Origin of the sequence: Reichenbachiella carrageenanivorans (assembly GCF_025639805.1) — a bacterium.
GTDB classification, from domain to species: domain Bacteria; phylum Bacteroidota; class Bacteroidia; order Cytophagales; family Cyclobacteriaceae; genus Reichenbachiella; species Reichenbachiella carrageenanivorans.
The window spans coordinates 3,048,737-3,073,703 of the sequence record NZ_CP106735.1 but is presented as its reverse complement, the minus strand read 5'-3'; the positions used below and the strand labels follow the sequence as shown (position 1 = coordinate 3,073,703).

The 24,967-nt window shown below is 42.4% G+C and carries 21 protein-coding genes; 4 read left to right on the top strand and 17 right to left on the bottom strand.

All coding sequences use genetic code 11. From position 1 onward, the window contains the following. From N7E81_RS12255 to N7E81_RS12245, 3 genes are all read right to left on the bottom strand, one after another. Positions 1-1,722 (bottom strand): DUF1501 domain-containing protein, encoded by a 1,722-nt coding sequence (locus tag N7E81_RS12255; protein ID WP_263049877.1) that lies wholly within the window; start codon positions 1,720-1,722, stop codon positions 1-3. An 11-nt stretch (positions 1,723-1,733) separates the two neighbouring features. Then, a complete protein-coding gene (locus N7E81_RS12250) occupies positions 1,734-3,491 on the bottom strand; it encodes a DUF1800 domain-containing protein (RefSeq protein ID WP_263049876.1) in 1,758 nt (585 codons plus the stop codon). Positions 3,492-3,623: 132 nt separating this feature from the next. Further along, entirely contained in the window at positions 3,624-5,180 is a 1,557-nt protein-coding gene (locus N7E81_RS12245) for a GH3 auxin-responsive promoter family protein (protein WP_263049875.1), read from the bottom strand. 118 nt (positions 5,181-5,298) lie between these two features. Here N7E81_RS12245 and N7E81_RS12240 point away from each other — a divergent pair, with 118 nt between their 5' ends. Then, on the top strand, positions 5,299-5,976 hold the full coding sequence (locus N7E81_RS12240; protein ID WP_263049874.1) for a YggS family pyridoxal phosphate-dependent enzyme: 678 nt from the start codon (positions 5,299-5,301) through the stop codon (positions 5,974-5,976). Positions 5,977-5,979: 3 nt separating this feature from the next. Here N7E81_RS12240 and N7E81_RS12235 read toward each other — a convergent pair whose 3' ends face one another. The 8 genes from N7E81_RS12235 to N7E81_RS12200 form a co-directional block, all read right to left on the bottom strand. After that, entirely contained in the window at positions 5,980-7,200 is a 1,221-nt protein-coding gene (locus N7E81_RS12235) for a hypothetical protein (RefSeq protein WP_263049873.1), read from the bottom strand. 10 nt (positions 7,201-7,210) lie between these two features. Next, positions 7,211-7,561 carry a hypothetical protein gene (locus N7E81_RS12230; protein ID WP_263049872.1) on the bottom strand — a complete coding sequence of 117 codons (351 nt, stop codon included), beginning with the start codon at positions 7,559-7,561 and terminating at the stop codon, positions 7,211-7,213. Positions 7,562-7,586: 25 nt separating this feature from the next. Then, complete coding sequence (locus N7E81_RS12225; RefSeq protein ID WP_263049871.1) at positions 7,587-8,807, bottom strand: hypothetical protein; 1,221 nt, start codon at positions 8,805-8,807, stop codon at positions 7,587-7,589. A 126-nt stretch (positions 8,808-8,933) separates the two neighbouring features. After that, positions 8,934-9,299 carry a methylglyoxal synthase gene (locus tag N7E81_RS12220; protein ID WP_263049870.1) on the bottom strand — a complete coding sequence of 122 codons (366 nt, stop codon included), beginning with the start codon at positions 9,297-9,299 and terminating at the stop codon, positions 8,934-8,936. 63 nt (positions 9,300-9,362) lie between these two features. Then, positions 9,363-11,012 carry a glucose-6-phosphate isomerase gene (gene pgi, locus N7E81_RS12215; protein WP_263049869.1) on the bottom strand — a complete coding sequence of 550 codons (1,650 nt, stop codon included), beginning with the start codon at positions 11,010-11,012 and terminating at the stop codon, positions 9,363-9,365. A 7-nt stretch (positions 11,013-11,019) separates the two neighbouring features. Further along, positions 11,020-11,694, bottom strand: coding sequence for an HAD family hydrolase (locus N7E81_RS12210; RefSeq protein ID WP_263049868.1), 675 nt, complete (start codon positions 11,692-11,694; stop codon positions 11,020-11,022). Positions 11,695-11,788: 94 nt separating this feature from the next. After that, complete coding sequence (locus N7E81_RS12205; protein ID WP_263049867.1) at positions 11,789-11,974, bottom strand: hypothetical protein; 186 nt, start codon at positions 11,972-11,974, stop codon at positions 11,789-11,791. Positions 11,975-11,976: 2 nt separating this feature from the next. Beyond that, positions 11,977-13,326, bottom strand: a complete 1,350-nt coding sequence (locus N7E81_RS12200; RefSeq protein WP_263049866.1) for an NfeD family protein — start codon at positions 13,324-13,326, stop codon at positions 11,977-11,979. A 70-nt stretch (positions 13,327-13,396) separates the two neighbouring features. Here N7E81_RS12200 and N7E81_RS12195 point away from each other — a divergent pair, with 70 nt between their 5' ends. From N7E81_RS12195 to N7E81_RS12185, 3 genes are read left to right on the top strand one after another with little or no spacing between them, the layout of a single operon-like run. Further along, a complete protein-coding gene (locus N7E81_RS12195; protein WP_263049865.1) occupies positions 13,397-14,176 on the top strand; it encodes a hypothetical protein in 780 nt (259 codons plus the stop codon). After that, positions 14,166-15,233 carry a LysM peptidoglycan-binding domain-containing protein gene (locus N7E81_RS12190; RefSeq protein ID WP_263049864.1) on the top strand — a complete coding sequence of 356 codons (1,068 nt, stop codon included), beginning with the start codon at positions 14,166-14,168 and terminating at the stop codon, positions 15,231-15,233. The genes N7E81_RS12195 and N7E81_RS12190 overlap by 11 nt, the downstream gene beginning before the upstream one ends. Beyond that, complete coding sequence (locus tag N7E81_RS12185) at positions 15,226-15,984, top strand: TIGR02757 family protein (protein WP_263049863.1); 759 nt, start codon at positions 15,226-15,228, stop codon at positions 15,982-15,984. Before N7E81_RS12190 ends, N7E81_RS12185 begins: the two co-directional genes overlap by 8 nt. A gap of 19 nt (positions 15,985-16,003) precedes the next feature. On the opposite strand, the gene N7E81_RS12180 is transcribed toward N7E81_RS12185, so the two are convergent. The 6 genes from N7E81_RS12180 to N7E81_RS12155 all read right to left on the bottom strand — a co-directional run bounded on the left by N7E81_RS12180 (position 16,004) and on the right by N7E81_RS12155 (position 24,857). After that, complete coding sequence (locus N7E81_RS12180) at positions 16,004-16,756, bottom strand: carbohydrate-binding family 9-like protein (RefSeq protein WP_263049862.1); 753 nt, start codon at positions 16,754-16,756, stop codon at positions 16,004-16,006. Between the two features lie 79 nt (positions 16,757-16,835). Beyond that, the gene (locus N7E81_RS12175) at positions 16,836-17,732 is read right to left on the bottom strand and encodes a sialate O-acetylesterase (protein ID WP_263049861.1); all 897 of its coding nucleotides are present in this window, start codon (positions 17,730-17,732) and stop codon (positions 16,836-16,838) included. A 62-nt stretch (positions 17,733-17,794) separates the two neighbouring features. Next, positions 17,795-19,027 (bottom strand): glycoside hydrolase family 27 protein, encoded by a 1,233-nt coding sequence (locus N7E81_RS12170; protein ID WP_263049860.1) that lies wholly within the window; start codon positions 19,025-19,027, stop codon positions 17,795-17,797. Between the two features lie 58 nt (positions 19,028-19,085). Then, positions 19,086-20,516, bottom strand: coding sequence for a sulfatase (locus tag N7E81_RS12165; protein WP_263049859.1), 1,431 nt, complete (start codon positions 20,514-20,516; stop codon positions 19,086-19,088). A gap of 65 nt (positions 20,517-20,581) precedes the next feature. Continuing rightward, entirely contained in the window at positions 20,582-23,245 is a 2,664-nt protein-coding gene (locus N7E81_RS12160; RefSeq protein WP_263049858.1) for a PQQ-like beta-propeller repeat protein, read from the bottom strand. A gap of 64 nt (positions 23,246-23,309) precedes the next feature. Then, positions 23,310-24,857 carry a T9SS type A sorting domain-containing protein gene (locus N7E81_RS12155; protein WP_263049857.1) on the bottom strand — a complete coding sequence of 516 codons (1,548 nt, stop codon included), beginning with the start codon at positions 24,855-24,857 and terminating at the stop codon, positions 23,310-23,312. Positions 24,858-24,967: the final 110 nt, after the last annotated feature.

Sequence of the window (24,967 nt, the reverse complement as noted above, 5' to 3'; positions counted from 1 at the left end):
TTAAGGTTTAACAATTAATTTTTTAGAATCTTTCAATAAGCCTGCGTAAATGCGATAGATATAAGTACCAGGCTGCAAATCAGCTACATCTAGCGAGACCTCATGTTCTCCGATGCTCTTTTGCTCTTGCAAAATATGCTTCACCAGCTTGCCCTGCTGATCATACAAACTCAGCTCTACCATCGCTGGTGTATTGATATAAAATCCGATTGTTGTTGTTTTTTTAGCTGGGTTAGGAAAACATTCCTTTAAGTGAAATCGCTGAGTAATGAAATCTTCTGTACCCGATATTACCGAGTTGGATACTTGAGCTTTCACTAAAGATTTGCCATCGTCGTCTGTACCATCTATATAGTTTTTGAAGAAAATATCATCGGTGATCACCTGCTTGTCTACCTGCATCCAATCTTCAAGGATACTGGCATAAATCTGTCTGTAATCATACTGCATACCCACATTATTAGCAGTCATATCTGGATTGGTACCGTACACGCCAGGGTTAGCTCCTTTGCCGAAGATAAACATAGGACCGCCTGTTCCATGATCAGTACCATAGCTGCCATTAGAACCTATTCTTCTCCCAAATTCAGACATCGTAACCGTCAGCACACGATCCTCAATCCCTCTCGCTTTCAGGTCGTCTTGAAAAGCTTTCATCGCAGAGGAAATATGGTATAGCAAGGAAGCATGATTGCCCATGGTAGGGTCATACGACTCCACCTGATCTGCATGTGTATCAAACCCTCCTACTTTCACTAAAAACACTTTGGTTTTGGCTCCCAAGCCAGGCCCTCCTCCGTCAAGTAGTCTAGCAACCAATTGCAACTGTGGCGTCAGTCGGTTTTTCTTGCTCCCATCGGGTGCATTGAATGGGTACACTTCTGGATAAGTCACGGACGTAGCCTTAGATTTATTATAAATCTCAAGCAAACGAGCCGCGTAGTCTTCAGACTTGTCTTCCAAGCCCAAAATCCAGTTCATCTCTTTCCAATACGGCGAGTTGAGCAAGGACGCTGGAGGCTTTCCTCTCGGGTCACTACCCTGATCCACAAATCCTTCGAGGTTATCAATCAGATTGGCAAAACTATCTGGATTGCCTCCCAATGAAATAGACGAGGGAATATTACCATTTTGGTGAAACACCAAAGACACATCGCTCCCTAGCTCTATTGCCAATGGATCAGGCATGCTAGCATTGGGAAAGTCATCAGGATACACCTTAGGCGCATACTGGCTCTGTAGGTATCTCCCTACCCACCCTGAAGAATAAAAGTCATCCACACCTCCACCCATGTTCCAGATATCGCGTCCGCGAAAGTGAGAACCATTGTTGTTTTTATAAGAAACTCCCTGTACCACGGCCATTCGGCCATTGTCATACAAGCTTTTCATGCCCAGCATATCTGGATGCAAACCAATCTGATCTGGTGAAGCCAGCGTACCATCGAGAGGAATGTATCGCCTTGCTCCGTTCTTTTCTGGTATCGCAATATTAGCTCTACGGTTATAGTATTGGTCGTACTGTTCTACAGGAATAATGGTATTCACCCCATCGTTGCCACCTAATAGCTGTAAAATCACAATCACTCGGTCATTGGTACTACTAGCTGCCATCTGGCGAAAGTAATTGTTGCGCGCAATGAGGTTGATAGGCACTCCGCTGATCGCAAATGGAACACCAGCCGCCAATGGAATTTTCTTAAGGAAACTTCTTCTTTTCATAGGTATAGGCTTTACGATAGCTGAAATTCGGGCGACTGCATGAGTGCGTTAAACAAGTTTTTTAATTGCCGTTCGACCACTTCATTGTCTACAGCATTGTTCCACCTAAACGACCACGAACCTTCTGGATCTGTATCGATCTGTGGCGAGTATAAAAATGCCATTAGAAAATAATTAAGCCGTTCGGCTGTAATTTCTGACAAATCATCGGCCGCAGGGTTAAAAGTCAAACCGTCATTCATTGGTAAAAAATACTGGCATAATTCAATAATCAAATCTTTGGCATCGGCAGCCACTCCTGAAAAGTTATTCTGGACAAACGACAATACATCTACACCAACATTCCCTGGTTCATCGGGTTCTTTGTTATCTATCAGCTGTTGAATAAACTGGTATCGCTCAGCCAAATAGTTAGTAGAAATCCAACTTCTGTTGTATATCGGAAATTGGTGATAGGCAGGATAACCAGCCACCTCAGGCGGTTCGTAATACACCATACCATGGCTATTCATAGATTGTTGAACACCACCCATAAAGGCATAATAATTATCTAAATCTGTCGTGTAGTCTGGCACTTCTATCTCTAATGCTTGGATAGTACCTAGCGTTAGATCCAATGGAGACTTAATGATTCCGCCAAAATTATCATCTGCAGTACCTGCCCCTGCTTCATAAAAATGCTCACTCTGAAACAAGTCCATCAGTACGGGTTGTAGCTTGTACCCGCTGTCTTTGAAAGTCTGAGTTAGATTATCAATAATATCGTCATCAAGAGCCTGATCTATATCGTAATAGACATAAAATCTGTAAATCTTTCTACAGATATTCCTAGCCGCTTCGTCAGACACGCCATAGATCATTTCTATCAATTGGTCTATCTCATCCAAAGCACTTTCTTCTGTAGCCTTACCACCTACCAAAAGCGTAGGATCAGGAGTTACTGTGGCATTATTGAATCGGTAACTAAACTGCTTGGTAGTATTGTCGTGAGACGAAGCAATCGTACCGCCACGTACCACACCTCTGGGCAAATCCGTATCTGGATCTATATTGGCAAATGTCTTATCTATAGTAAATCCGGAAAACACAAGCGCTGCGGCTTGTACATCCTGCTCCGTATAGTTGAAATAATCGCCAGGTGCTGGTAAGGGTGCCAATGTCCCTTCTAACCCTCTTCCTATAGAAAAAAGCTCTAAAAACTCACGCCCAAAATTTTCGTTGGGACTGCCCAGCACATTGGTATCACCATCCAAAAATCGCAACATGGCATTTTCTACACAGACTTTCTTCGACAAGGTCTTGAAGTTGAAAGCTGGATCTCCGTTGTCATCAAAACTAAATTTCCTAAAAAGGGCATTTTGATAATAAATAGATTTGCTGTTGTTGACCTTGGAAGCAATAGTAGTGAAAATAGTGTGTAACAGGAAGGTTATCTTTTCTCGAGTTGCATAAGACAAGGCTTGTGCTTCTGGCACTCCCAAAGCAAGTAATTGTCCAAAATGCCAAGAATTAAAATATTGCAACAAGTCTCTTTCGTCGGAATTGGCATCTGTCAATTCAGGAGTGATCCACTCCTGACCTGTAGCTGGATCGATCGGAAATGCTGGCTCGCCAAGATCATCCGCTACAAATAAGATATCCATGGCCTCGCTCACCGTCATGGCAGCCACTTGGTCAATCTGTGCCTTGGTGGCTCCAAAAGTCGCTCTTCTGAGCAAATGAGTGGCACGCTTCCTTCCTAACGTACCTGCTAAAGCAGTAAGTGGCATAAGTGGTGATTTATAATACTTGTATAGCTAATCGTCTCATACAATATTATTCTAAATATTGCACGAAACGAATTATACTAAGAAAAAATATAACTATTTATAGTATCCTATTCTCCACTTACTCCAAACAGACTAATATGTGGGGTTTCGCTTTCGCTCAATGAATGTCTTCCATTCGACTTGTCTTTCTTCGTTGAGTACACGTGGAAATTTATTTTGCCCACCTGTTTTGCCCAGGCTACTCATCCATGAATAGAAAATGGAAGTAGGCAAAAATTCGACTAGGACTTCTTTGAGTGCAGCAGAGCGTTCTACACGATAGTCGTCATTTAAAGCCTGAAGGTTGGCATCTAACATTCTTTTAAATCGACCTTGATTTACTGGGTCGTCCGTACCAATATACCAGCGATGCGCAAACAATGAACCACAGGGTTCGCCACAGACAGTAAATTCCTTTACAGCTATGTTGAGCTGGCTGGCGGTCTTCTCCAAAGCCTCGTTCATATTGTCCAAAGACAGATGCTCTCCGCACAAGCTAAGAAAATGCTTCGTCCGACCTTTGATGATGATTTCGGTCTCTTTTTTATTCACAAACTCTATCACATCTCCAATCAAATATCTCCAGGCTCCTGCGTTGGTACTGAGAAGAAGTGCGTATTCTTGCCCTTCTTCTACCTCATCTATTTTCAAAGTTTCTGGATTAGCTACCAACTCGCCACTCAGATCAAAATTGCAATTAGTGAATGGAATAAACTCATAAAATATACCATTGTTAAGCACCAGTTTCATAGAAGCCTGCTCAGGCTTGTCCTGAAAAGCAATAAAACCCTCTGAAGCCAAATAGGTCTCCATGTAATGGATCGGCTCTCCAAGCAATTTTTCAAAGCCTCTTTTATAAGGTTTGAATGATACGCCTCCATGCACAAATATTTTGAGGTTAGGCCAGATGTCGTGAATGGTTTGTACTTGATAGTGCGCTATGATTTTTTCCATCAACAACTGAATCCATGCGGGCACACCTACGATCACTCCTACATCCCATTGCTTCGCTTTATGCACCATTTCGTCGAGTTTAGAGTCCCAATCTGGTGCCTTGGCAATCCGCTTGCCTGGCTTATAAAAACGCTGAAGCCATATAGGGATTTGACTGGTCGTGATACCGCTTAGATCACCTTCAAAGTAGGTTCCATTGAATTTGAGATCTGTACTACCTCCTACCATCAAAATATCCGTCTCATAATATTTGGAATCGATTTCTAACTTAGACATGGCTAATAATTGGCGCACGCCCGTTTTCTGCATCGACTTTAGTATTTCTTTGGTTATTGGTATGTACTTAGAAGGAGCGCCAGAAGTACCTGAGCTAAGTGCATAATACTTGACTTTGCCTGGCCATGTCACCCCTTTGATCCCCTCTCGCGACTGCGACCACCACTCATCATTGATCGCTTTATAATCATGAATAGGTACTTGACTTTTGTAATACGTATAAAACAAGTCTTGCTCTGGTTCTTTAAATCCGTTGAGCACCTTTTTGAAATGATAATACCTGCCAAAGTAAGTGTCCTTCGCAGTAATGAGCAGCTTGCGCAGCTCCATCTTTTGCAAATCAAATGGAGACGTATAATCCTGTTCTAAACTTTCGCGAAGGCGAATGCCACGCTTGAGTAAGGTTCCTAATATAGCCATGTAAAATGAACAACTAGTTGGTAAAATAGTTTCATCAAATTAGTAGAAAATAGTCATTGAAGTGTCCTCAGTTAATTGTTATTTTGTTAATTCACGATTAAGAAATCTAGTCATTCTCATGTCTGTAAAAGAACAACTCCTCTCCATCAAAAAAGAACTAGAAGGGACTAGTGCCCAACTGATTGCGGTAAGCAAAACCAAACCAAATACCCTCATTGAAGAAGCCTACTCCGCAGGACAACGGGCTTTTGGTGAAAACAAAGTACAGGAGCTAGTAGACAAAGCAGAGGCACTACCCAAAGACATAGCATGGCACATGATCGGCCACCTACAGCGCAACAAGGTGAAGTATATCGCTCCATTTGTACATCTGATTCATGGTGTAGACACGCTCAAACTACTCAAAGAAATCAATAAAGAAGGCAAGAAAAACAACCGAATCATCTCTTGTTTATTACAAATTCATATTGCCATGGAGGATACCAAATTTGGCTTTAGCATGGACGAAGTACGTGAACTGCTCGACTCAGGAGTACTAGATGAATTGCCAAACATATCTATCGTGGGACTGATGGGAATGGCAACTCATACTCCAGATGAAACCCTAATTCGAAATGAATTTGCTGGATTAAGGACTTTTTTCGAAGCCCTCCAGACCTCCTACACCCATAGTCAATTAGCACTGGAAGAAATCTCGATGGGAATGAGCGGAGACTACAAAATAGCAGTAGGCGAAGGCAGCACCATGGTCAGAATTGGAAGTTCCATCTTTGGCACAAGAAACTATACAGTCTAGTACCTACTCCAGTTTCGAGCCAAAGCCTCGCACATAAGCCAAGGCTGCGATGAGACTACCATCTTTGGTTATCGTACCATCAAAATCTCGACCGAATATAAAAGTTAGCTTCTGGTCTTTTGCGACATCATAAGACGTATTCATAGTAAATCGCCATGAGTTTTCAATCTCCGACACGGTAGCAGATCTGTAGATCGCCTCCACACTAGCAGAGAGTTTATTGAAATTGCCCACAATAAATCGAGCGCCTACATCTAAGGTAGATACATTGCTTTGCAGTACATTGGCCTTGTTTTCATCAGCATAGATCTTATCAGGATTGTACATGTATCTGATTAACCCAAGCACAGACAAACCCGACGCTCGTGTTTCATAACCAAACACCGTCCATATCCCTGCTTTACTCAATGTGCCGTCGTCAAAACTACTGTTGGGAAAATCCAACACCATACCCGCAGCCAAATCCCATTTGAACCCGAACCGATCATAAGACAGCCCTTCCACCAAGGTCTTGATAGATTTAAAACTAGCTTCATTGGCTGCGTATTCAGCCTCTACTGCAGTGCTGATCGCACTGTCCAACTGTGCTCGTTGCTGATTCCATTTAATCACTTTGGGCATACTTCTTTCGCTAGCAGGCTTGCGCATCTCCTGACGAATGCTGTCACGCAACGCAAGGTCCGCCTCCTTTTTTCCAACTTCTATGAGGCTATCCATCGATGGCAGTAGCGCTCTTTTGAGGGCTCTTATTTTCTGCATTTTTTGAGCGAAAGCACCATCCAACTGACCACGTGCCAATGAAATTTTGACCCCAAACCCAAACTGCTGAGAAGAAACAAGCACATCATCTTTGGCCGAATCGAGCGACTGCATAGCTGCCGAAAACACTAAACTTTGTCGAAGATTAGCCCCTAGATTCAAGTTTTTGTAGGCTCTATTTTCCTTTGTGTTGTAATTCATAAAGTCATTCAAATCCTTTCGGATAGGTGCATAATCTAGCGCAAAACTGGTAGGCAATGCAGCAAAGTTGTCGCTCGACTGACGGATCATCCCCACCAGTTCGTTTTTGTCGGATGGCCGCTGAATGTCGGCATCAGAAATCCCCAACAAATTGGCCGCTGGTGACGAAGGCGCTTGTAGCATTTCTACATTGATGTCCTCAGACGCTTGCGCAAAACCTTGCACACAGGAGGCCATCAGTATAAAACTAAGTATGTATCTCATAGCGGCAGGATTAAATGTAAAAACCAATAACTGTAGTGAAAATGTAACTTTCACCATCTTTTGAATCCTGCTCCATCGCCCATGTTTTTTTCTGCTCTCCTCCCGACAAGACTACTGTCTGACTCACCAGATCAAAATCTGTCTGCACGTCGGTAAGTACCGACCGTATACGCAATTCTTTTTCTACTAAAGACTGGTTGGTCCCCAACTCTAGCTGAAAAGATTCATCTACTATTTTAATCTCCTCCTCGTCAAGCAGGACACGAGTGGTACACTGCTGATTTTGACCAATGAATATGGTGAGCCTGACAGGCTGCTCACTGTCTTCAAGGAGATACATGTCATAGGTTGATTTTGCCATGGTTAATTAGGTTTAGATGATAGGTTTAATTTTTTACGTTTTTTTCTGAAACTACTCCACGCAGCCTCATTAATTTATTGAGTATATCGAACCAAAAAGGAGCCCCCAAAGAAATAGCCAGAGCGGTGATGAGATAGCCCAACAAACGAGGCCACCCCAAAAGCAATCCAAACAAATAGCGCCACTTCTGACCAACAGAAACAGACACAAACGTCTCTTTTTTTCCATTTGGTGTAACAATTCTTTTAGCCACCGATTCATTTACCCAATCAGGAAATAGGATTTGTCCCTCCTCGTTTTGCCTTAAAGAATCTGGCAACCAAGAGCCCAAACCAAGAACAGCATTTGCTGAAGACGCATCGGCATTTAAGACTTGATTGACTCGCATAAGGGAGTCTAAGCGTGCATTGTAATCTGTGATCAAAACCCGAGTAGCCGAGTCCAAAACCAAAGTAGAATCGCCACTGATCCGCAGACTATCCGCTGTAAGCAGGGCATATTTTTGAAAGGTATTGTTTTCTATATATGAGCTCGCCATTTGCACTATCTGGGCTCTGGCGTCCTTATCTACCGATAGTGTTTTCACTAAAGTAAAAGTGTCTACATTGAAAACCCAAGCCAGCCCAAACCCAATGATCAACAGAATTTTTTGCATCCTTTGTTTGTACCATTGGGTGGTTTGCTCCATGGTACGATCAAACCAGTTTTCGAGAGAAGCCTTGAATATTTTCAGATCCTCCTCGCCATCTTGCCATATACTTTGAATGTACTCGGCGGTCTTGCGCCCCAAAATTCGCTGGGCTCCTTCCACATATCCCGAATCGCCTTCTGGCAAACACAATCGAGCCAATCCAGACTGGATTTTCTCTAAATCAGTATCTCCCTCGCCTACAGCCTTTATTTTATCTATAATAACCTTGGCAAAATTAGAAGCCTTGATCACCGAGGGGTTAATATTGGCCTTGCGCCCTAGGTATTTCACCTCTTGGTGATTGTAAAAATTCTTAATTAAGTCGTTGACATAATTCTTGGGAAAAACATTGAATACCTCCATAAGTCGAGGAAACCCAGTACCATCGTCATCCTCTTCATCATTGATCATTCGGTTGACAGCTTCCTTAAGGTTACGTGCACGAAGCATCAGATTGGTGGCAATAATTTCTGCGATAAGCGTGGCAAAAAGGCTATATAAGAGATAGACAAATACGAGCCCAATCACCACGTCGAGGGCAACACTTCCAGTCATTGTTAGTTAGGTTTTTAGTTAGATTATGGTCTATTCAGAAATCCAAGTTAAAACAAAAGGCATTGATGAACAATCCCTGATTATAGGTATTTCCATCAATGCCTTTTCACTATGTATTAAATGATTTTATTCTACTGGCCATCCATTAAGGAGCAACTGAGCACCCGCAGGGTTAGTTGCAAATGGAATGTTATGCACATCACACAAACGCATCAACATTTGAATATCTGGCTCATGTGGGTGCTTGCCTTGTGGGTCACGAAAAAAGAAAATCAAATCCATCTTGCCTTCCGCAACTAGGGTTGCTATCTGTGCATCCCCTCCCATTGGCCCAGAGAGCAATTTAGTGACTTTTAGACCTGCTCGCTCTGCATGCGAGCCTGTAGTACCCGTGGCTACAATATCTGCCTTGGCTATTCTTTCTATATTTTGGAGTAAAAAACCAACCATCTCGGCTTTCTTTCCATCGTGTGCTATGACTGCTAATCTCATGTGTGTGTTTCGTTTGAATAAACTTCCCTAAACTTAAAGACATTAGGGAAGTCTAATGAATGATTATCTCCACTCCTTCCATTGATTGATCAAACTGTTGGTCGATCCATCGTGCGAAGTCACTGGTTCTTCACCTTGCAACTCTGGCAAGATCTGTCCAGCCAACTGCTTGCCTAGCTCTACGCCCCATTGGTCAAAGCTGAATACATTCCAAATAACCCCTTGCACAAAAATTTTGTGTTCGTACATGGCAATGAGTGCACCTAGGTTGCGTGGTGTAATTTTCTTGATCAATAATGAATTCGTTGGCTGATTGCCTTCAAAAATCTTGTATGGCAATAAGAAATCTATGTCTTCTTCTTCCATTCCCGTTTTCAGCAATTCATCGATCACTACTTCTTCCATCTTTCCTTTCATCAATGCCTCTGTCTGAGCAAAGAAATTAGCCAATAATTTTTCATGATGGTCGCTCATCGGGTTCTGACTTTGTGCAGCAGCAATAAAATCTGAAGAAATCAACTTCGTTCCCTGATGGATCAATTGATAAAAAGCATGCTGACCGTTCGTCCCTGGTTCACCCCAGATGACTTGTCCAGTTTGGATAGCAATAGGTTCTCCGTTTCTGTCGATAAACTTACCATTGCTCTCCATATCGCCTTGCTGCAAGTAGCTAGCAAATCGATGCAAATACTGGTCGTATGGCAAAATCGCATGTGACTCTGCCCCAAAGAAATTGTTGTACCACACACCTAGCATGGCTAGGATAACGGGCAAATTGTCTTCGAAGTCAGCCGTTCTGAAATGGTTATCCATCTCCTCTGCCCCATTGAGCAATTCCTTAAAATTATCGAAGCCAACGGCACAGGCAATAGACATCCCGATAGACGACCACAGCGAATAACGGCCACCTACCCAATCCCAAAATTCGAACATGTTGGCTGAGTCGATACCAAAAGCCTCTACTGATTTCTGATTGGTAGATAGTGCTATAAAATGCTTCGCAATAGCACTTTCGTCTTTGGCTTCCTTCAAAAACCAATCCTTTGCCGAAATGGCATTGGTCATGGTCTCCTGTGTGGTAAAGGTCTTTGAAGCGATGATAAACAACGTCTCCGATGCATCCACTTGCTTCAATACCTGATACAGGTGAGAACCGTCCACATTCGACACAAAATACGAATTGATGTTTTCTTTCTGATAGGGCTTGAGTGCTTCGCATACCATGTATGGTCCTAAATCTGACCCACCGATACCGATATTGACTACGTTTTTGATCACCTTGCCATCAAAGCCTTTCAGCTCTCCTGCGTGTAGTTTTTTAGTAAAAGCTTCCATTTTCTGAAGCTCCTTTTGGATCAATGGGCGCACGTTTTGCCCATCTACTTCTAATGGTTCTGTACTATTGCTACGCAGCGCAGTGTGTAATACGGCTCTATTTTCAGTCTCGTTGATTTTCTCCCCTACAAACATGGCCTCGATGGCCTCCTTCAGCTGGCATTCCTTGGCCAATTGCATTAGCAATGACTTGGTTTTGTCTGTGATGATGTTTTTAGAATAGTCAAGCAAAAACTCATTCCACTTGATAGAAAACTTGCTGAACCGCTCCGGATCCTTGTCGAACATGTCGATGATGGGTTCTTTCGAAATGTCTTCGTAATGATTTTCTAAGGCTTCCCACGATTTGGTTTCTGCGGGATTAACTTTTGGAAACATAATTAAATTAGTGTTTTAGTGCATCAATTGTCAATTCTTCTAACAATTTCAGGTCAATGTTGTCGTGTGTATTTACGATTATATGGGCTTTGCTCAAATCCTGATTACCTGAATTCAAATTTCGATAACCAATACATTTCATACCCGCAGAAATAGCTGCTTGTACGCCATGTTTGGCATCTTCTATCACCACGCAGTGCTCAGGACTAACGTCCAAAGTCTTGGCAGCAAGCAAAAATATATCAGGGTTGGGTTTCGTCTTCTTTACGTCTTGGCTACTTACATAACCCTCGAAAAAATCAGTAATGGCAAATTTATCCAAAACCAATTTAATATTCTCTCTCGAAGCCGAAGAAGCTACGATCATACGTATACCATTGGACTGAATTCGATTTAACAAAGGTAAAAGCCCCTCTATTGGACCAAAATCCTTTTCACGCAAAGCATTGATATAGGCTTCATCCCCTTCTATTGTGAGGGCTTCTGCCGTGGTATCCAAGCCATACTTGGCAATATTACCCGTCCAAAGATCCCAAGTACGCATACCCACATATTTGGCATGATCTTCGGGTGCATAATCAGTCACTCCGAATCTTTTGATGATCTCCAATTCGGTCTCGTAGTGGATCGGCTCACTATCCATAATTACGCCGTCCATATCAAATATTACTGCTTCTAGCATTGTATCGGGATTAATCGACAAAACTAGGGAAGTATTATTCAAATGAAAGTGGGTAAAGGATTATCTATCTATTAGCTATGGAAAAACCACAATCTTATTGGTCTTCTGTTTCTTCTTTCTTCACGAACCGATTGAGGAAGTAGGCACCACCCCAAAATGCTAACGCTACCAATGAATATTCGAGTTGATAAAATTGGGTTCGTACACTGAAGTACAGAAATAATGCCGCTCCACCAAACAGTACCCAGTAGAGTATTTTCAATAGTTTTTCTTTCGTCATCTTTAAACCAAGGCTTTTACTTTGAGTGAAGTACCTTCTTCCCCTATCACTTCTATTGGAGTCCCTTGTTCTATGTAATTGCCTCGTGTATAAGCGTCATAGATTTCGTGGTCTATCTCTATTTTGCCACTTGGTCGCAAAATAGTGTATGCTACCCCTGTTTTTCCAATAAAGCTTCCCTTTTTAAAGTTCGACGTGTAACCTGAGGCTTTATCCATGGTAGTTTCCAAAGCAATACGTTTGAACATGCCTGACTCTGTAAGTCGCACACCTCCAATAAACATGACAATAAACGAACCTATCAAACCCAAGAAGGTAACCAATACAGCGGTGGTCAGGTGACCTGATGGCACAAATGAAAAATCGAACCAATCGTTGTTGAGCATCACCAAAGTCAGTGAGGTCACCATCAACATAATCCCAGCGATACCTGCCAAGCCAAAGCCTGGAATTACAAAAATCTCCAAAAAGAGTAGCACCACTCCTATAAAAAACATGATGATTTCCCAGTTTTCTGCCAGCCCATTGAGGTAATAAGGAGTGAAATATAAAATCAAGGCAATGAGAGAGGCCAAAATCGGAAACCCCACCCCTGGGGTCTGCAATTCAAAATAAATCCCTCCCATGATAATCAGAATCAATATTCCACTCACGTATGGATTGATGAAAATACTAATGATTTTTTCAGATGCTGTCAGCTCATATTCGAAAACATCGTAATCTACGACTCCTGACCGACTCATTATTTCTTCAACACTATTCACCTGTGCTTCGCAGAAGCCATGTTTAATTGCCTCGGAAGTAGAAAAGGTAATGACCTTGCCTTCAGTAGATATACTATCCACCTCTACATCCTGATCCACCATGGCTTCAGCTATTTTAGGATCACGTCCATTGGCTTCGGCTGTAGAGCGCATAATCGACCGCATATAAGACTGATATTTGTCTGGTGCGGCCGCTCCGTCTTGAGTCACTACTGTGGCAGCTCCTATGCTGGCTCCTTTGGCCATATATATACTATCGCAAGCAATAGAAATTAAAGCACCTGCTGAGGCAGCATCTTTATTGATATACACATAAATGGGCTTTTCAAATTCAAGAACTCGGGTACGAATATCGTCTGCATCGTTGAGTGCTCCTCCGTAGGTATCCATTTCTATGATTACATAGTCGGCCTGTTGCTCCACGGCCTTATCAAGAGCCAGCTCTGTGTAGCGGTTCGTTCTTGGATCGATATCTGCATCGAGCTTCATCAAAAACACGAGCGGTTTCACAGCCGTACTGTCTTGTGCTTGCAAACCCGTAAGTAGTGCAAAGAAAATTAAGATTAAAACAGGGAGACGTTTGTACATCAAGGATTACTTTTAGATTTGCCCGAAAGATATTTATTATTTATCACATCCCTTAAAAGAATATTGAATTTTGGCGGTTAAAAATGCACATCACGAGGCTACTTTCGACTTTCCTATCAAGTCTATTATTCCTGGCCAAGACGACCAGTTGCTCTTGATCGAAACCACTGATGTAGCAACGAAAACCCAAACCTTCCTACTCCTTTCTTTTGAGCTTTTGGAGATCATTCAAGCCATATCGTTTGATGAAACGTACCATGGCATGGTGCTCAAATCATACGACAAAAGCCAATTGCTATTTATCCAGTATTCCGACCAAAATAACCCTGACAAAACCAATATCTACACTTTCAGTTGGGACGGAGGTGATCCTACCTTTGCTATGATGAACACCCGAATCATCCAATCAGGGCTAGACTGGATCAAAGTACCACACCCACACTTCACCAACAAAGAAATTTATATAGACTTAAAATCAGGTACAGAAATAAAAAAAGAAGAGCCACGTGAACACTCTACTCTTCTTCCTAGCATAATTTATGCTACAGCATATCCCGATTCCTCAGAATATTTCACTTGGTTTGTGCAATATTTTCAAAAGCACAACATTGTTCCCTGTAGGCAAATTGAATATTTAAAAACAGTCAATCATGCACTCATCTCATACTATGAAGAGAAGCAAAATGGACTGAGTAATACGTTGGTTATTTTGGAAGCTGATGGGACTATAAAGGAACAGATTTTGCTGGAAGACCAGTTGCCTGGAATAGGAAAAGACACTTTTTTCATATTCAGAAATAAGGCCATATTTGTCACACAAAAAAGCACACTCAATATTTATGATTTATAGACTACTTCTACTCTTTCTTCTGATAGGCTTCGCCCAAATGGGTTACTCTTCGAGTCCCTTAGACAGTTTGCGTACTGAAAAAATCAAAGGGAAGAAGTATGTCATCCACCGCGCCGAACCCAAGGAAACTTTGTATTCGATTGCCAAAAGGTATGGAGTATCTGTAGACGAACTGTATGCTCAAAATACAACATTGAAATCCGACGGATTGAAAATGTATGATGAAATAAGAGTACCACTATCTAAAAAGAAAAACCTGAGTACTCCTGAACCAACAGAAGCAGAAAAACCAGCACCTACCCGCATACACGTAGTGCAACAGGGAGAAACACTCTTCGCAATCTCTAGGCGCTATGACATGTCTGTCGACTCGCTATCTACTCTCAACAGCCTTGAAAATGCTCATTTAGATGTTGGAGACACGCTTTATCTGGCACCAGTAAAAGGCACAACTTCTACACCAGCTTCTGACACGAATAAGTATCACACTGTTCAACCATCTGAAACACTATTTGGTATATCGAGAATGTATCAAGTAGAGATAGAAGACATTCAGCAATGGAACAGCCTACCCGACTATACCTTGTCTATCGGGCAACAGCTCATCGTATCTAAAGGAGCGGTAATAGCATCAGAAAAGGAAGTCGTTATTGAGCCCATAGCTAAAAAGGAAATAGTCATTCCTCCTACCCAACCTGAAAAACCGACCTTAGATACACTGTACGTAAAAACAGACAACAGCCAGTTTAAAACTAAAACCAGCGATATCAAAGGACTAAAGACCACTGTGGAAGAAGGGTTTGCTATGAAAATAGAAGACACCGACTACACTCAAAAATATCTGGCACTCCACCGCACGGCTCCTCTAGGCACTACTATAGTGATCAAAAACCAGATGACGAACCAAAGTATCGAAGCACGAGTAGTGGGCAAGCTACCCGAAAGCGCCATGAACCGCACCTTGCTTGTAAGACTGTCGTCTGCAGCCTACAAAGCTATGGGGGCACTAGACCTCAAAACACCCGTTATAGCCAGCTACACACCTGATAATGAATAAGCTGAAAGACTTTCTGGACGAACAGGTAGCGAAATACAATCAACCTGATTTCATCCCAGAAGATCCAATTTCAATTCCACATTTGTTTACTAAAAAACAAGACATAGAAATCGCAGGGCTATTTGCTGCTATCTTGGCTTGGGGACAGCGCAAAACGATCATCAACAAGTGTCAGTCTTTGATAGAAATGATGGATCATGCACCTCATGATTTCATTATCAATCATCAAGAGGAGGATTTGAAAAGATTTTTAAGTTTCAAACACCGTACATTCAACGCTACAGACACGCTGTTTTTTATCGCGATTCTAAAGGCTCACTATCAAAAGCATGATTCACTCGAAACAGCTTTTACTTTAGGAAAATCAGGGAACATGGAAACTTTCCTCATCAATTTTCACAATACCTGTTTTGCTCATCCAGACGCACCAGATCGTACGCGAAAGCACATCGCCACTCCCGCACGTAAATCAGCCTGCAAACGACTAAACATGTACCTAAGGTGGATGGTAAGAAAAGATAATAAAGGGGTCGATTTTGGGCTATGGCAAGGCATCACTCCAAATCAGCTCATCTGTCCACTCGATGTACATGTAGAGCGAGTAGCTAAGCGACTCGGCTTGCTACACCGCAAGCCGTCCGACTGGCTTGCGGCACAGGAACTCACTACCCATTTGCGTGAATTAGACCCTATAGATCCTGTAAAATATGATTTTGCCTTGTTTGGACTTGGTGTAATGGAGAAGTTTTAGAAGTCAGGAATACACATACTTAATCTACAAATTCAAGCAAACCAAATGCGCTGGGGCTATGTACATCCCCTAATGGTTCTTCACAAGGGAAGAGTGTCGCCGATATTCGCCTTTCTCCTGTTATATCATTGCGGTCTTGCTTGAGCAGATTGAACATCCAACGAACTCCAGGCTCTACCTGAGCATAAGGGCCAACCATATAGAATAAGCGAATAGGAATGGCCATTTCCATAGTCCAGCCAGTGTCTATATCCGAATTATCATTGAGCGTCCCTTCCCACTTTACTGCTACTTGATAATCTGGATTGTACGACTTGACAGACGCAAAACTGCCTGGGTAATAATCGTAAATAAATATAAAATCATTAGCCGCTTTATACAGGTTTACTTCAAAACCAAAATGCATTTTATCGGCTACAGGCAAAGGATAAATAAAAATTTCGCCACAATCGTCCAAGAATGGTGTTCCGTCTCGTTTCGTTTCTCTAGCCGTCAGATACTTATCTTCACTACGATAAGACACGTAGATCATTTCGTCGTCCCACAGCATTTTACAAGTAGTTTTTTGACGAGCATCTATCGTTTCTGTTGAGTAGAAATTATTTAAATGCACCCATTCGGTAGTCAGCCAAGCGTCATCGTTTAATACACCGTCTATTGCTACCGACTGGGTTGTCTTTTTCAGTTGATATACAGACTGAGCAAGCACCTTCTGAGTCGAAAAAAACACCACTGCAAGCCATACAAGATGGTTGCTTACGATTATTTTCATTTTATTTTTCTTTATTTACAATATTCGTATAGTGCAAGATTAATCAATAAAACAACTCTACATGCACATTTCAAACCTCCTACTGCAGGCTAATCAAGGCCTCTCCCATCGCAGTCCCAAGGCGAGCTTGCCCAGCTGCATTGTAATGCACTTGATCGGAATGTTTAGGAAAATCTGACCAGCTTCTATCTGTAGTCGTCGGTATACAATACACGTATTTGTCCTCTCTCGCTACTGCCAGCATCATACCTCTCACCATCTCTGGGCCTTCATCAAATCTACCATAGGTGGAGTTGATTTGTGCCAAAACGAATGGCATTTTGGGCACTTCATATTGCTGTCGATAAGAGGCTATTAACTTTGTTAAGTTTTGTGCGTATGACCGAGCACTTACCTCTTTAGCGGCATCGTTTTCGCCCTGCATCCAGCACATTCCAAAGATTTCATACGATTTGCCTTCTGCTTGGAGCTGTTTCAGATTTTCGTCGATTGCCGCTAGGTGTTTTTCGTAGAGCTTGAGGTTTTGCTTCAGTTCCCCTTTTTCTACTTCCTTAGACTGCTCCGCAGACCACTCGGGATTCCATGCCCCGTAGAGAGCAGTCCCCCCATGCGATACTTTGATTAGCAAAAACTCATCATCGGGGTATTTTTCAGCCAAAACAGCACCAATAAACAACTCAGGTCCAAATCGCTGGGTGAAATTATACTTTTCTGTAGGCTTATTATCATAAGGTGCCAACGGAACAATAGCCTTACCATTGAAACTTAGGCTGACACGCTCAGCCGCTTTCAGTACTCTAGCTTTGTCTGCTTCGTCAAGTTCATCATAATTGCCCGCGCCAGCCATATTGGACTGCCCTGCCAAAAACACCACTTTAACGGTCTTTTTTGTTTTGGCATAAGTATGTAAAACTGGCAAAAACACAATCCATATCCATACTCCAATTGCAAGGATCAATTGATTACTGTTTCTCATCGTATATTAGTTTTTTATTCAATTATTATTTACTTCGTTACAGGAGCTATCAGACAGCCAACTTATTTTGACACCAGCATGACCTTACACTGATTGGTCTCAGCAGTAGCAGACAATGATTTAGCATATTCGCCCAAGTCCTTACCCTTTAACAGATCTCTCACTTTTACAGAACCTTTGAACCCTAACTCCTTCAAGTCGATAGTCATTTCTTGCTCACAAGCAGTATCTAGATTGAGAAACATCACTGCCACTTGACCATTTTTTAATTGCTTAGCCCATACCTGAGTATTGCCTTCTCTCTTGATGATCTTGCCCTGTTCGGTCGGGTCTTGGTTTATAGCAATAAGTTCTTTGTTAAGAATTAATTGCTTTTCGTGCTTGCTCATGACTCTAGGGTCGTTGCCCAAAAAGAGAGGCGATGACATCATACACCAGAGCACAAAATGAGCCTCTTGTTCGTTGATAGACAATCCTTGTACACCTGTAGCTAACATATCAGGGTCGTTCCAGTAGCCATTACCAGCATGAGCCGCTGCGGCATTGTTTTTTTCCACTATACCCATTACACTCATATGTGCCATTTTGATTTCTGCGGGAGGGTTGAAGTATGCACCTCCTCGGTGAATCCTAGATTGTATATCCAAACTGGTACGAGCCATATTACACACTTCAGGATACCAATCACGATAGGTATAGGCAGATATACTGAATAGGATGTCTCTATCCGCCTCGTAAAGCAGTTTGCTCCATTTTCTATACACTTCCTCTGCATTGGGCTCGCTCCAGCCCAGTTTTGTCTTTGGACAATCAGAACATGGATCATTCACAAATTTGCATTGATCCAATTTAATAAAATCCAATTCCCAATCCACAAACTGCTGCATGTGCACCTCTTCGTGTCCGATCGCTCCTACCAAGTCCCCGCCACAATCGTGTGTACCTGGCACCACATGCACTCCTATTTTCATATTTCTAGCATGCGCATAGTCAGCCAAAGGCTTGATTCCGTTCGGAAATTTGACAGGATGTGGCAATAACTCACCATTAGGCCCTAGTTTGGTATCTCTCCACCCTCCGTCGATCACCACATAGTTGTAGCCTGCATCTCTGAGCCCTTCATCCACCATAGTGTCGATGATCTTTTTTATCAGCTCTTCGTTGATATCTTTTTTACCGAACCAATTCCAACTGTTCCAACCCATCGGTGGCGTTGGGGTTAGCTCTCTTTTAATTTGTGCTTGTGCGACAGACGTCCACCCGATCAATACCAATGCAAGCAACAGCTTGCTCATTACATGATTCATATTCTCTTTAATTACTATTATACCTATTTAATCATCAACCTCTCCATCAAGGTTTTATTTGAGCTGAAAGCTCCTTTCGAAAATTCGCTAATACCTTTATATTTTTCTTATCACTGGCGATATTGTTCCATTCCATGGGGTCTACTTCATGATCGTACAACTCCTCGAATCCATCTGGATAAACAATGTAACGGTAGCGTTCACTCCTCAAAGAATGCATCTTTTTATCTTTTGAGGTCAACGCTGGACGCTCCCAGGTAAGATTTGGTTTTTTTAACAGTGGCGCTATGCTTTGTCCATCAAGATCGGATTTGGTAGGTAGGCCACATAGCTCTACCAAAGTGGGGTAAATATCTATCAGTGAAACCACGCGTTCGCATACGGCCGCCTCTCCCTTTTGCCTGGGGTCATAAATAAGGAGTGGTGTCTTTGCCGACTCCTCCCATAGTGTATTCTTAGACCAATGGGACTTTTCTCCTAAATGCCAGCCATGATCACCCATCACCACTACGATGGTGTTGTCCAAGTAATCGCTTGCCTGAAGTGCGTCTAGCAAATGCCCTACACAAGCATCTGCATAGGATAAATTGGCTAAATAAGCGCTAACAGCTGCTTGCCAATTGCCCGTCCGCACAAGCTCATCGTGAAGCTCTTTCTGCGCGATTTTTGACCCTATACTACCAACATCGTCAAGATCTGTAGCCAGTATCTTGGGTAATTCTATTTGATCTACGTCGTACAAGTCGAAGTATTGCTGTGGTGCATACCATGGCAAATGAGGTCTGAATATACCACAAGCCAGAAAAAATGGTTTGTCGTGTGATTCCTTCAAGAATTGTGCAGCATACTCAGCCGATTGCCAATCTTGTGTTTGCTCGTCTGGCACCTCTACCCCTAGCCAATCAAAACTTTTTCTCAAGTGGCTTGATGGTGGCAGTATATCAAAGTTGATCCCATGCTGAAAACGATCAGCTTGATCTGGATATGTAGCGCCTAGTCCTCCTCTGCGCTCTTGCTCAAAAGACCCTGGATCACTCTGAGGTTTTGGCACTTTGGCTGGCCCCCGTGGGCTATGAAAGATCTTGCCCGAGGCTGCTGTTTTGTATCCATTCGCATGAAAATACTGTGGCAGTGTCACTGTATTTTCAAACCCTTCTAGTTCTCGAAAATGTTCTGAATTACCAAACACCTGAGTTGTGCTCGGAAGATACCCTGTGAGCATACTCGTCCGCGAAGGGTTGCACAATGGAGCAGAGCAATAAGCCTTCGAAAACAATACACTTTTTTCAGCCAGTGCATCCATGTGGGGAGTGATCGCCTGTGGATGTCCTCCAAATGCACCCACCCAATCGTTCATATCGTCTACCATTATCAGAAGTACATTAGGTGCCTTTTCTGCGGGATGCTTAGCTATCATCACAGATGCATACATCATGATAATTAGTACAAATACTCCTTTTTCTACCTTAGATTTCATCTTATTCATATTCTTAATTACCAATCATAGAGGATACAGCCCTCCTAGTATTGAGTTTGTTTAAATTATTTACTGTAAGTCAGATCAATAAATCGCAATGAACCTGCTGGCACCGTAAGCTTCACTTCTTTTGTAGTAAGCGATATTTTTTCACCGCTTAAAATATCCGTCGCGTCTATTGGCTGCTTTCCATTGAAAGTAAGTTTAACCTGACGATCCTGAGGATCTAAATAACCTTGATCCATCAAAATCAAGCGTGTATGAGTATCGTCGATACGTATAGCCGACCACGCTGCACCCGCCACCAAAACTGGCATGCTACGACTTCCCTTGGTCACTACTTCTTGTATGGTAGGCGCAAAAGCCGAAGCGTGTACGAGCTTGCCATCTACTACACCTGATTTGGCGGTACTAACTAGATATGGAATGTCTTGCTTTTCTAACTGCGGAGCGGATTCTACCGGTGCGATAGGCACCATCCCATAGGGCAATTCGGGCACATAGTTGAGCCACCTGTAATCAACTCCCAAAGCCACTTTAGAAAAATCATGTGCAGGTAGGCTAGCTCCTGCCCAATGCATCTGACCGATAGACATAACCGCAGCCGTATCGCTAGCATCATACAACTTCAAATTATGATGATCATCCACTTTACTAATCAAATTTTCATCTACGTCTTGTATCAAATGCCATGAACCTACAGACAAGATATCTTCTTTTTCTACCCAAGGCAGCACGCCAGATTTCATCATCGAAAAGAAGATATTAAGCCCTGGTGCTTCACTAAATTTGTTGTCGAATATGATGCCGTGATGTGCGCTATAAGCAGCCATCATTACGCCCTGTCGAAGAAATGGAGAAATACTGCGTTGCCCACCAGGAGAAAGCGGTCTCCAGCTCGTAGGATTGTCATCGACCAATCGCATGGCAAACTCATCCACATATCCTCCCATCAACAAGCCCACACGCCCTGCTAGGTTGATCTCTTGCGTACGCGAACTTGTATCTTCCGAAGCTGGAGCGAGTATGTCACTATAGTCACCAGATAAAAAGAGTTTTCGCCAGATCCCATGATGAGAGGTAGTCGCCCAAAACATATTTTTATATCTGAAATAAATTTTAGATCGACCTTCTTTTCTCATGGCTACGGCCAAACGTGGCACATATTCATTGATATAATACTGTACTCTGGGATCATCTACATTGTCCATTTCTGCATATACAAACCCTCGACAGGTATTAGGTGCGGCAGCTAATATTGCTTCCATAGTCTCGATACGCAGATAAAAGGGGTCATTGCCATGACCTGCCCATAGCGTAAATGGCTGCCCTTGAGCCTCAAATGCCTTTACTCGCTCCAGAATGTCTTCTCGTGAGTGCACATATTTTCCACGTTTGTCCTTTCTAAGGGCTATTTTCCCTATTTCGTCAACCATATCTTCTCGCCCTGTACTTTCGTGCCAAGTCTCCTGAATCACATAATCGATCTTTGCTCCTTTGAGTTTTTTCAATTCTGGTGCTTCTTCAAATGACGTAATCATAACCCAAGGTTGATCAGACGGAACTTGATACTCTGGCATTTTAAAATTAAGCACTTGATCATAGAGCACATTGAGGTTGTTTTTGACAGTCAACATGCGACCTTGTAGTTCTGGCTCATGTGTCAGCCAATTCGCCTTTTTCAAAGAATAGAAATAAATCCCATTGCCTCCATCTACTTCTCCAGCGGCTATGAGCTGCTGAGAAACTGGGTCTACTATCAAATCGTTATAGACAATAGCACCATATCTTTCTCCTCCACTCTGAACCAACTGACCTTTAAGGTCACATGTATACCATTTCCCTCCATACTGAATAGCTACTTCGTCACGTACGGGCAGCAGGCTAGTACCTTGCGCTTGAGCGTATCGTTGGTAGTCTTTTTTAGAGCCTAGAAAAGTAGCCAGTACTTCGAAGTTTCCATTGAGACCTATGAATACTGCAGAACGATCATTACCAAATATCAACAGGTCGTCTTTCCCATCCTTATCGATATCATCTACCGACATATCGTTCATCATCATTTGACTGAGTACTTTGATAGGGGCTTTTTTGTCTGAAAGAGATTTGACCATTTGTTTGCTATCAGGGTCCATAAAACCAAAAACATCCCATCGGTATTTATCATGAGCATAGGTCATAATAAACAGTGTCGTTTTCCCTTCTTCCAAGAAATTTCCTGCTTCTATTTTTCTAAATACACCATTAACTTGAGTTTGGGACAGGAGCTCTCCCGATGTGTTGATTTCGTAGAGTTGATAATCGTTGCCTCCTGCAAATATTCTGGCTGTTTTTCCTCTGCCTACTACAGCTATTTCTGAAAATCGTACTTTGTGATCAGGTGCAAATTTCCACAGCAGTTTCCCATTTGCTTGCCAACAATAGATGTTGCCATTGGCACTAGCTGCCAGTAGTTCTTCGCTGCCATTTCCAGTAATATCTGCGGCTAATATTTCAAACATTACAGCTGGATCATCAGACTTCTGACGCCATAGTTGCTCACCCGAAAGTGTATGAGCAGACACCGCTCCATCTAACTCGGATAGGTATAAGATATCTCTTTTATCCACTTTTGCCATCACGGCATTTCGAACATGGTTGCCATTTGTACTGAAGTTTTGTGCTTGAGTAGTCGTAGCTAGCAATCCCACTGCTACAAGCGTCATGGCATTAATTATCTTATTTATCATTTTTTTATCCTTTGTTTCATTTTTAAAGTCTTTCATTCCTCACTTTCTTAATTGGGCCTTACTGTTATTTTGTAAGCTGGATTTTTTGCGACCACGACTTTCCTCTGTCGGCAAATACCTGAATCACATAAGTTCCTCTGGATAGCTGCGAAAAATCCACACTTAGTATTGATTGAGGTATCTGAACAGGCAGGCTCAACACCCTATTTCCTATCATGCTAAATACCTGAACCGAATCGATCTTTGTCCCCTCTGGTGCTACTACAGACACCAAGTCTTGGCCTGGATTGGGATAAACCTGAAAAGATTGACTAAAAAAACCTGTATTGAGTATTGTTAATTCTTTTTGTGCTGGGCACCCTTTTTGTATCCCCGTACAATTCTCATCACCATCGACATCAGTCACCACCGCTTTGACTTGGCATTCAAAACCTTCGGCAGTCACATTGGTGACCTCAACTTGAAAATGGCCAGGCTCAGTACCTATTGAAGTATTGACCATAGCAGCTATAGATGGCCCTTGGTATATCTTGACAGAACCTGTGTAGTTTGTGAATTCCGTAACTGAGCCTCTCAAGTCACAAGGCATATACAAAAAGTGTTTTTCTTTCAACTGAGCCTGTGTACCAAAAGTGGCCTTTACATTCTTGATCACTGAAGTATTGGCAAAATAACCGGCGGTAATATCTCCCATCTCGCTACGTACATACCCGCTAGACAACCGAACGGCAAACCCACTACTGATGGAGGTCACTCCGTCTACATCGATATGTCCATTTTTAGTTTCGTGTGGTGATACCATTAGGGCTGCATTTCCATTTTCATTAGAAATATTTCTACCTACCAGGTCGAACAATCCCCCTATTTGTAATTCATTCATTTTGACATATCCCGTCTCAAACCTCAACGTGACTCCTCCTGTTCCTGAAAGGTTTTTAAACAACACGTTTTTGGCTGCTTGTGTCTGAACCAACCCATACCCATAGTCGGCATTGTCTACATGTCCATTGAGTATGACTCCGTTTTCTGGGGAGTTGTACCCGTCATTGTATGGTGAAGTACCCATCTGCACCGTAGAAAACTTAGTTCGCTCATCTACTGTCTTAAAATCCGATAGCAAGAAATTTTCAACATTACCAAAAGAATAAACACGAACATTCGTATTGATCAAACCCGTAAGATCTACTGTAAAACTGCCGTCTATACCTCGAATGCTTACATGGTGAATGATCTCATTATTGCCATCAAAATCAAAAATGCCATAGTTTTTAGTGTCGGTGCGTTTGGGTGGCTTAATAATGACCTCATGGTCGATTTCAAAATGCACATTGGATTTCATCGATATATCCATCACATAATAAGTCCCTGCAGGTACTTGTATTACGCCACCATTGGGCTGCTGGGTAACGGCGTCTATAGCCTCTTGAAAAGCTTGGCTATCTTCGGCTGTATCAGTACCATCTGCTCCATAGCTGAGTACTGACACTGTCACATCTACCAGATGATTTTTTTCCGTATAAAAATCACTCATGTTTTGTGCTTGGGCAAAAAAACACCTACACACCAGTCCCACAAGCCAAGCATATCGTAAATTTTTTATTCCTATTTTCATCTGGTTTGTATCTAATCGAGATCACAAAAGGTCAGTACCATTTGGTGACTTCAAGCCATGTAAATTGATTCATCCTTATCTAGGATTTGTTTCTGTAGATACGTTTGATG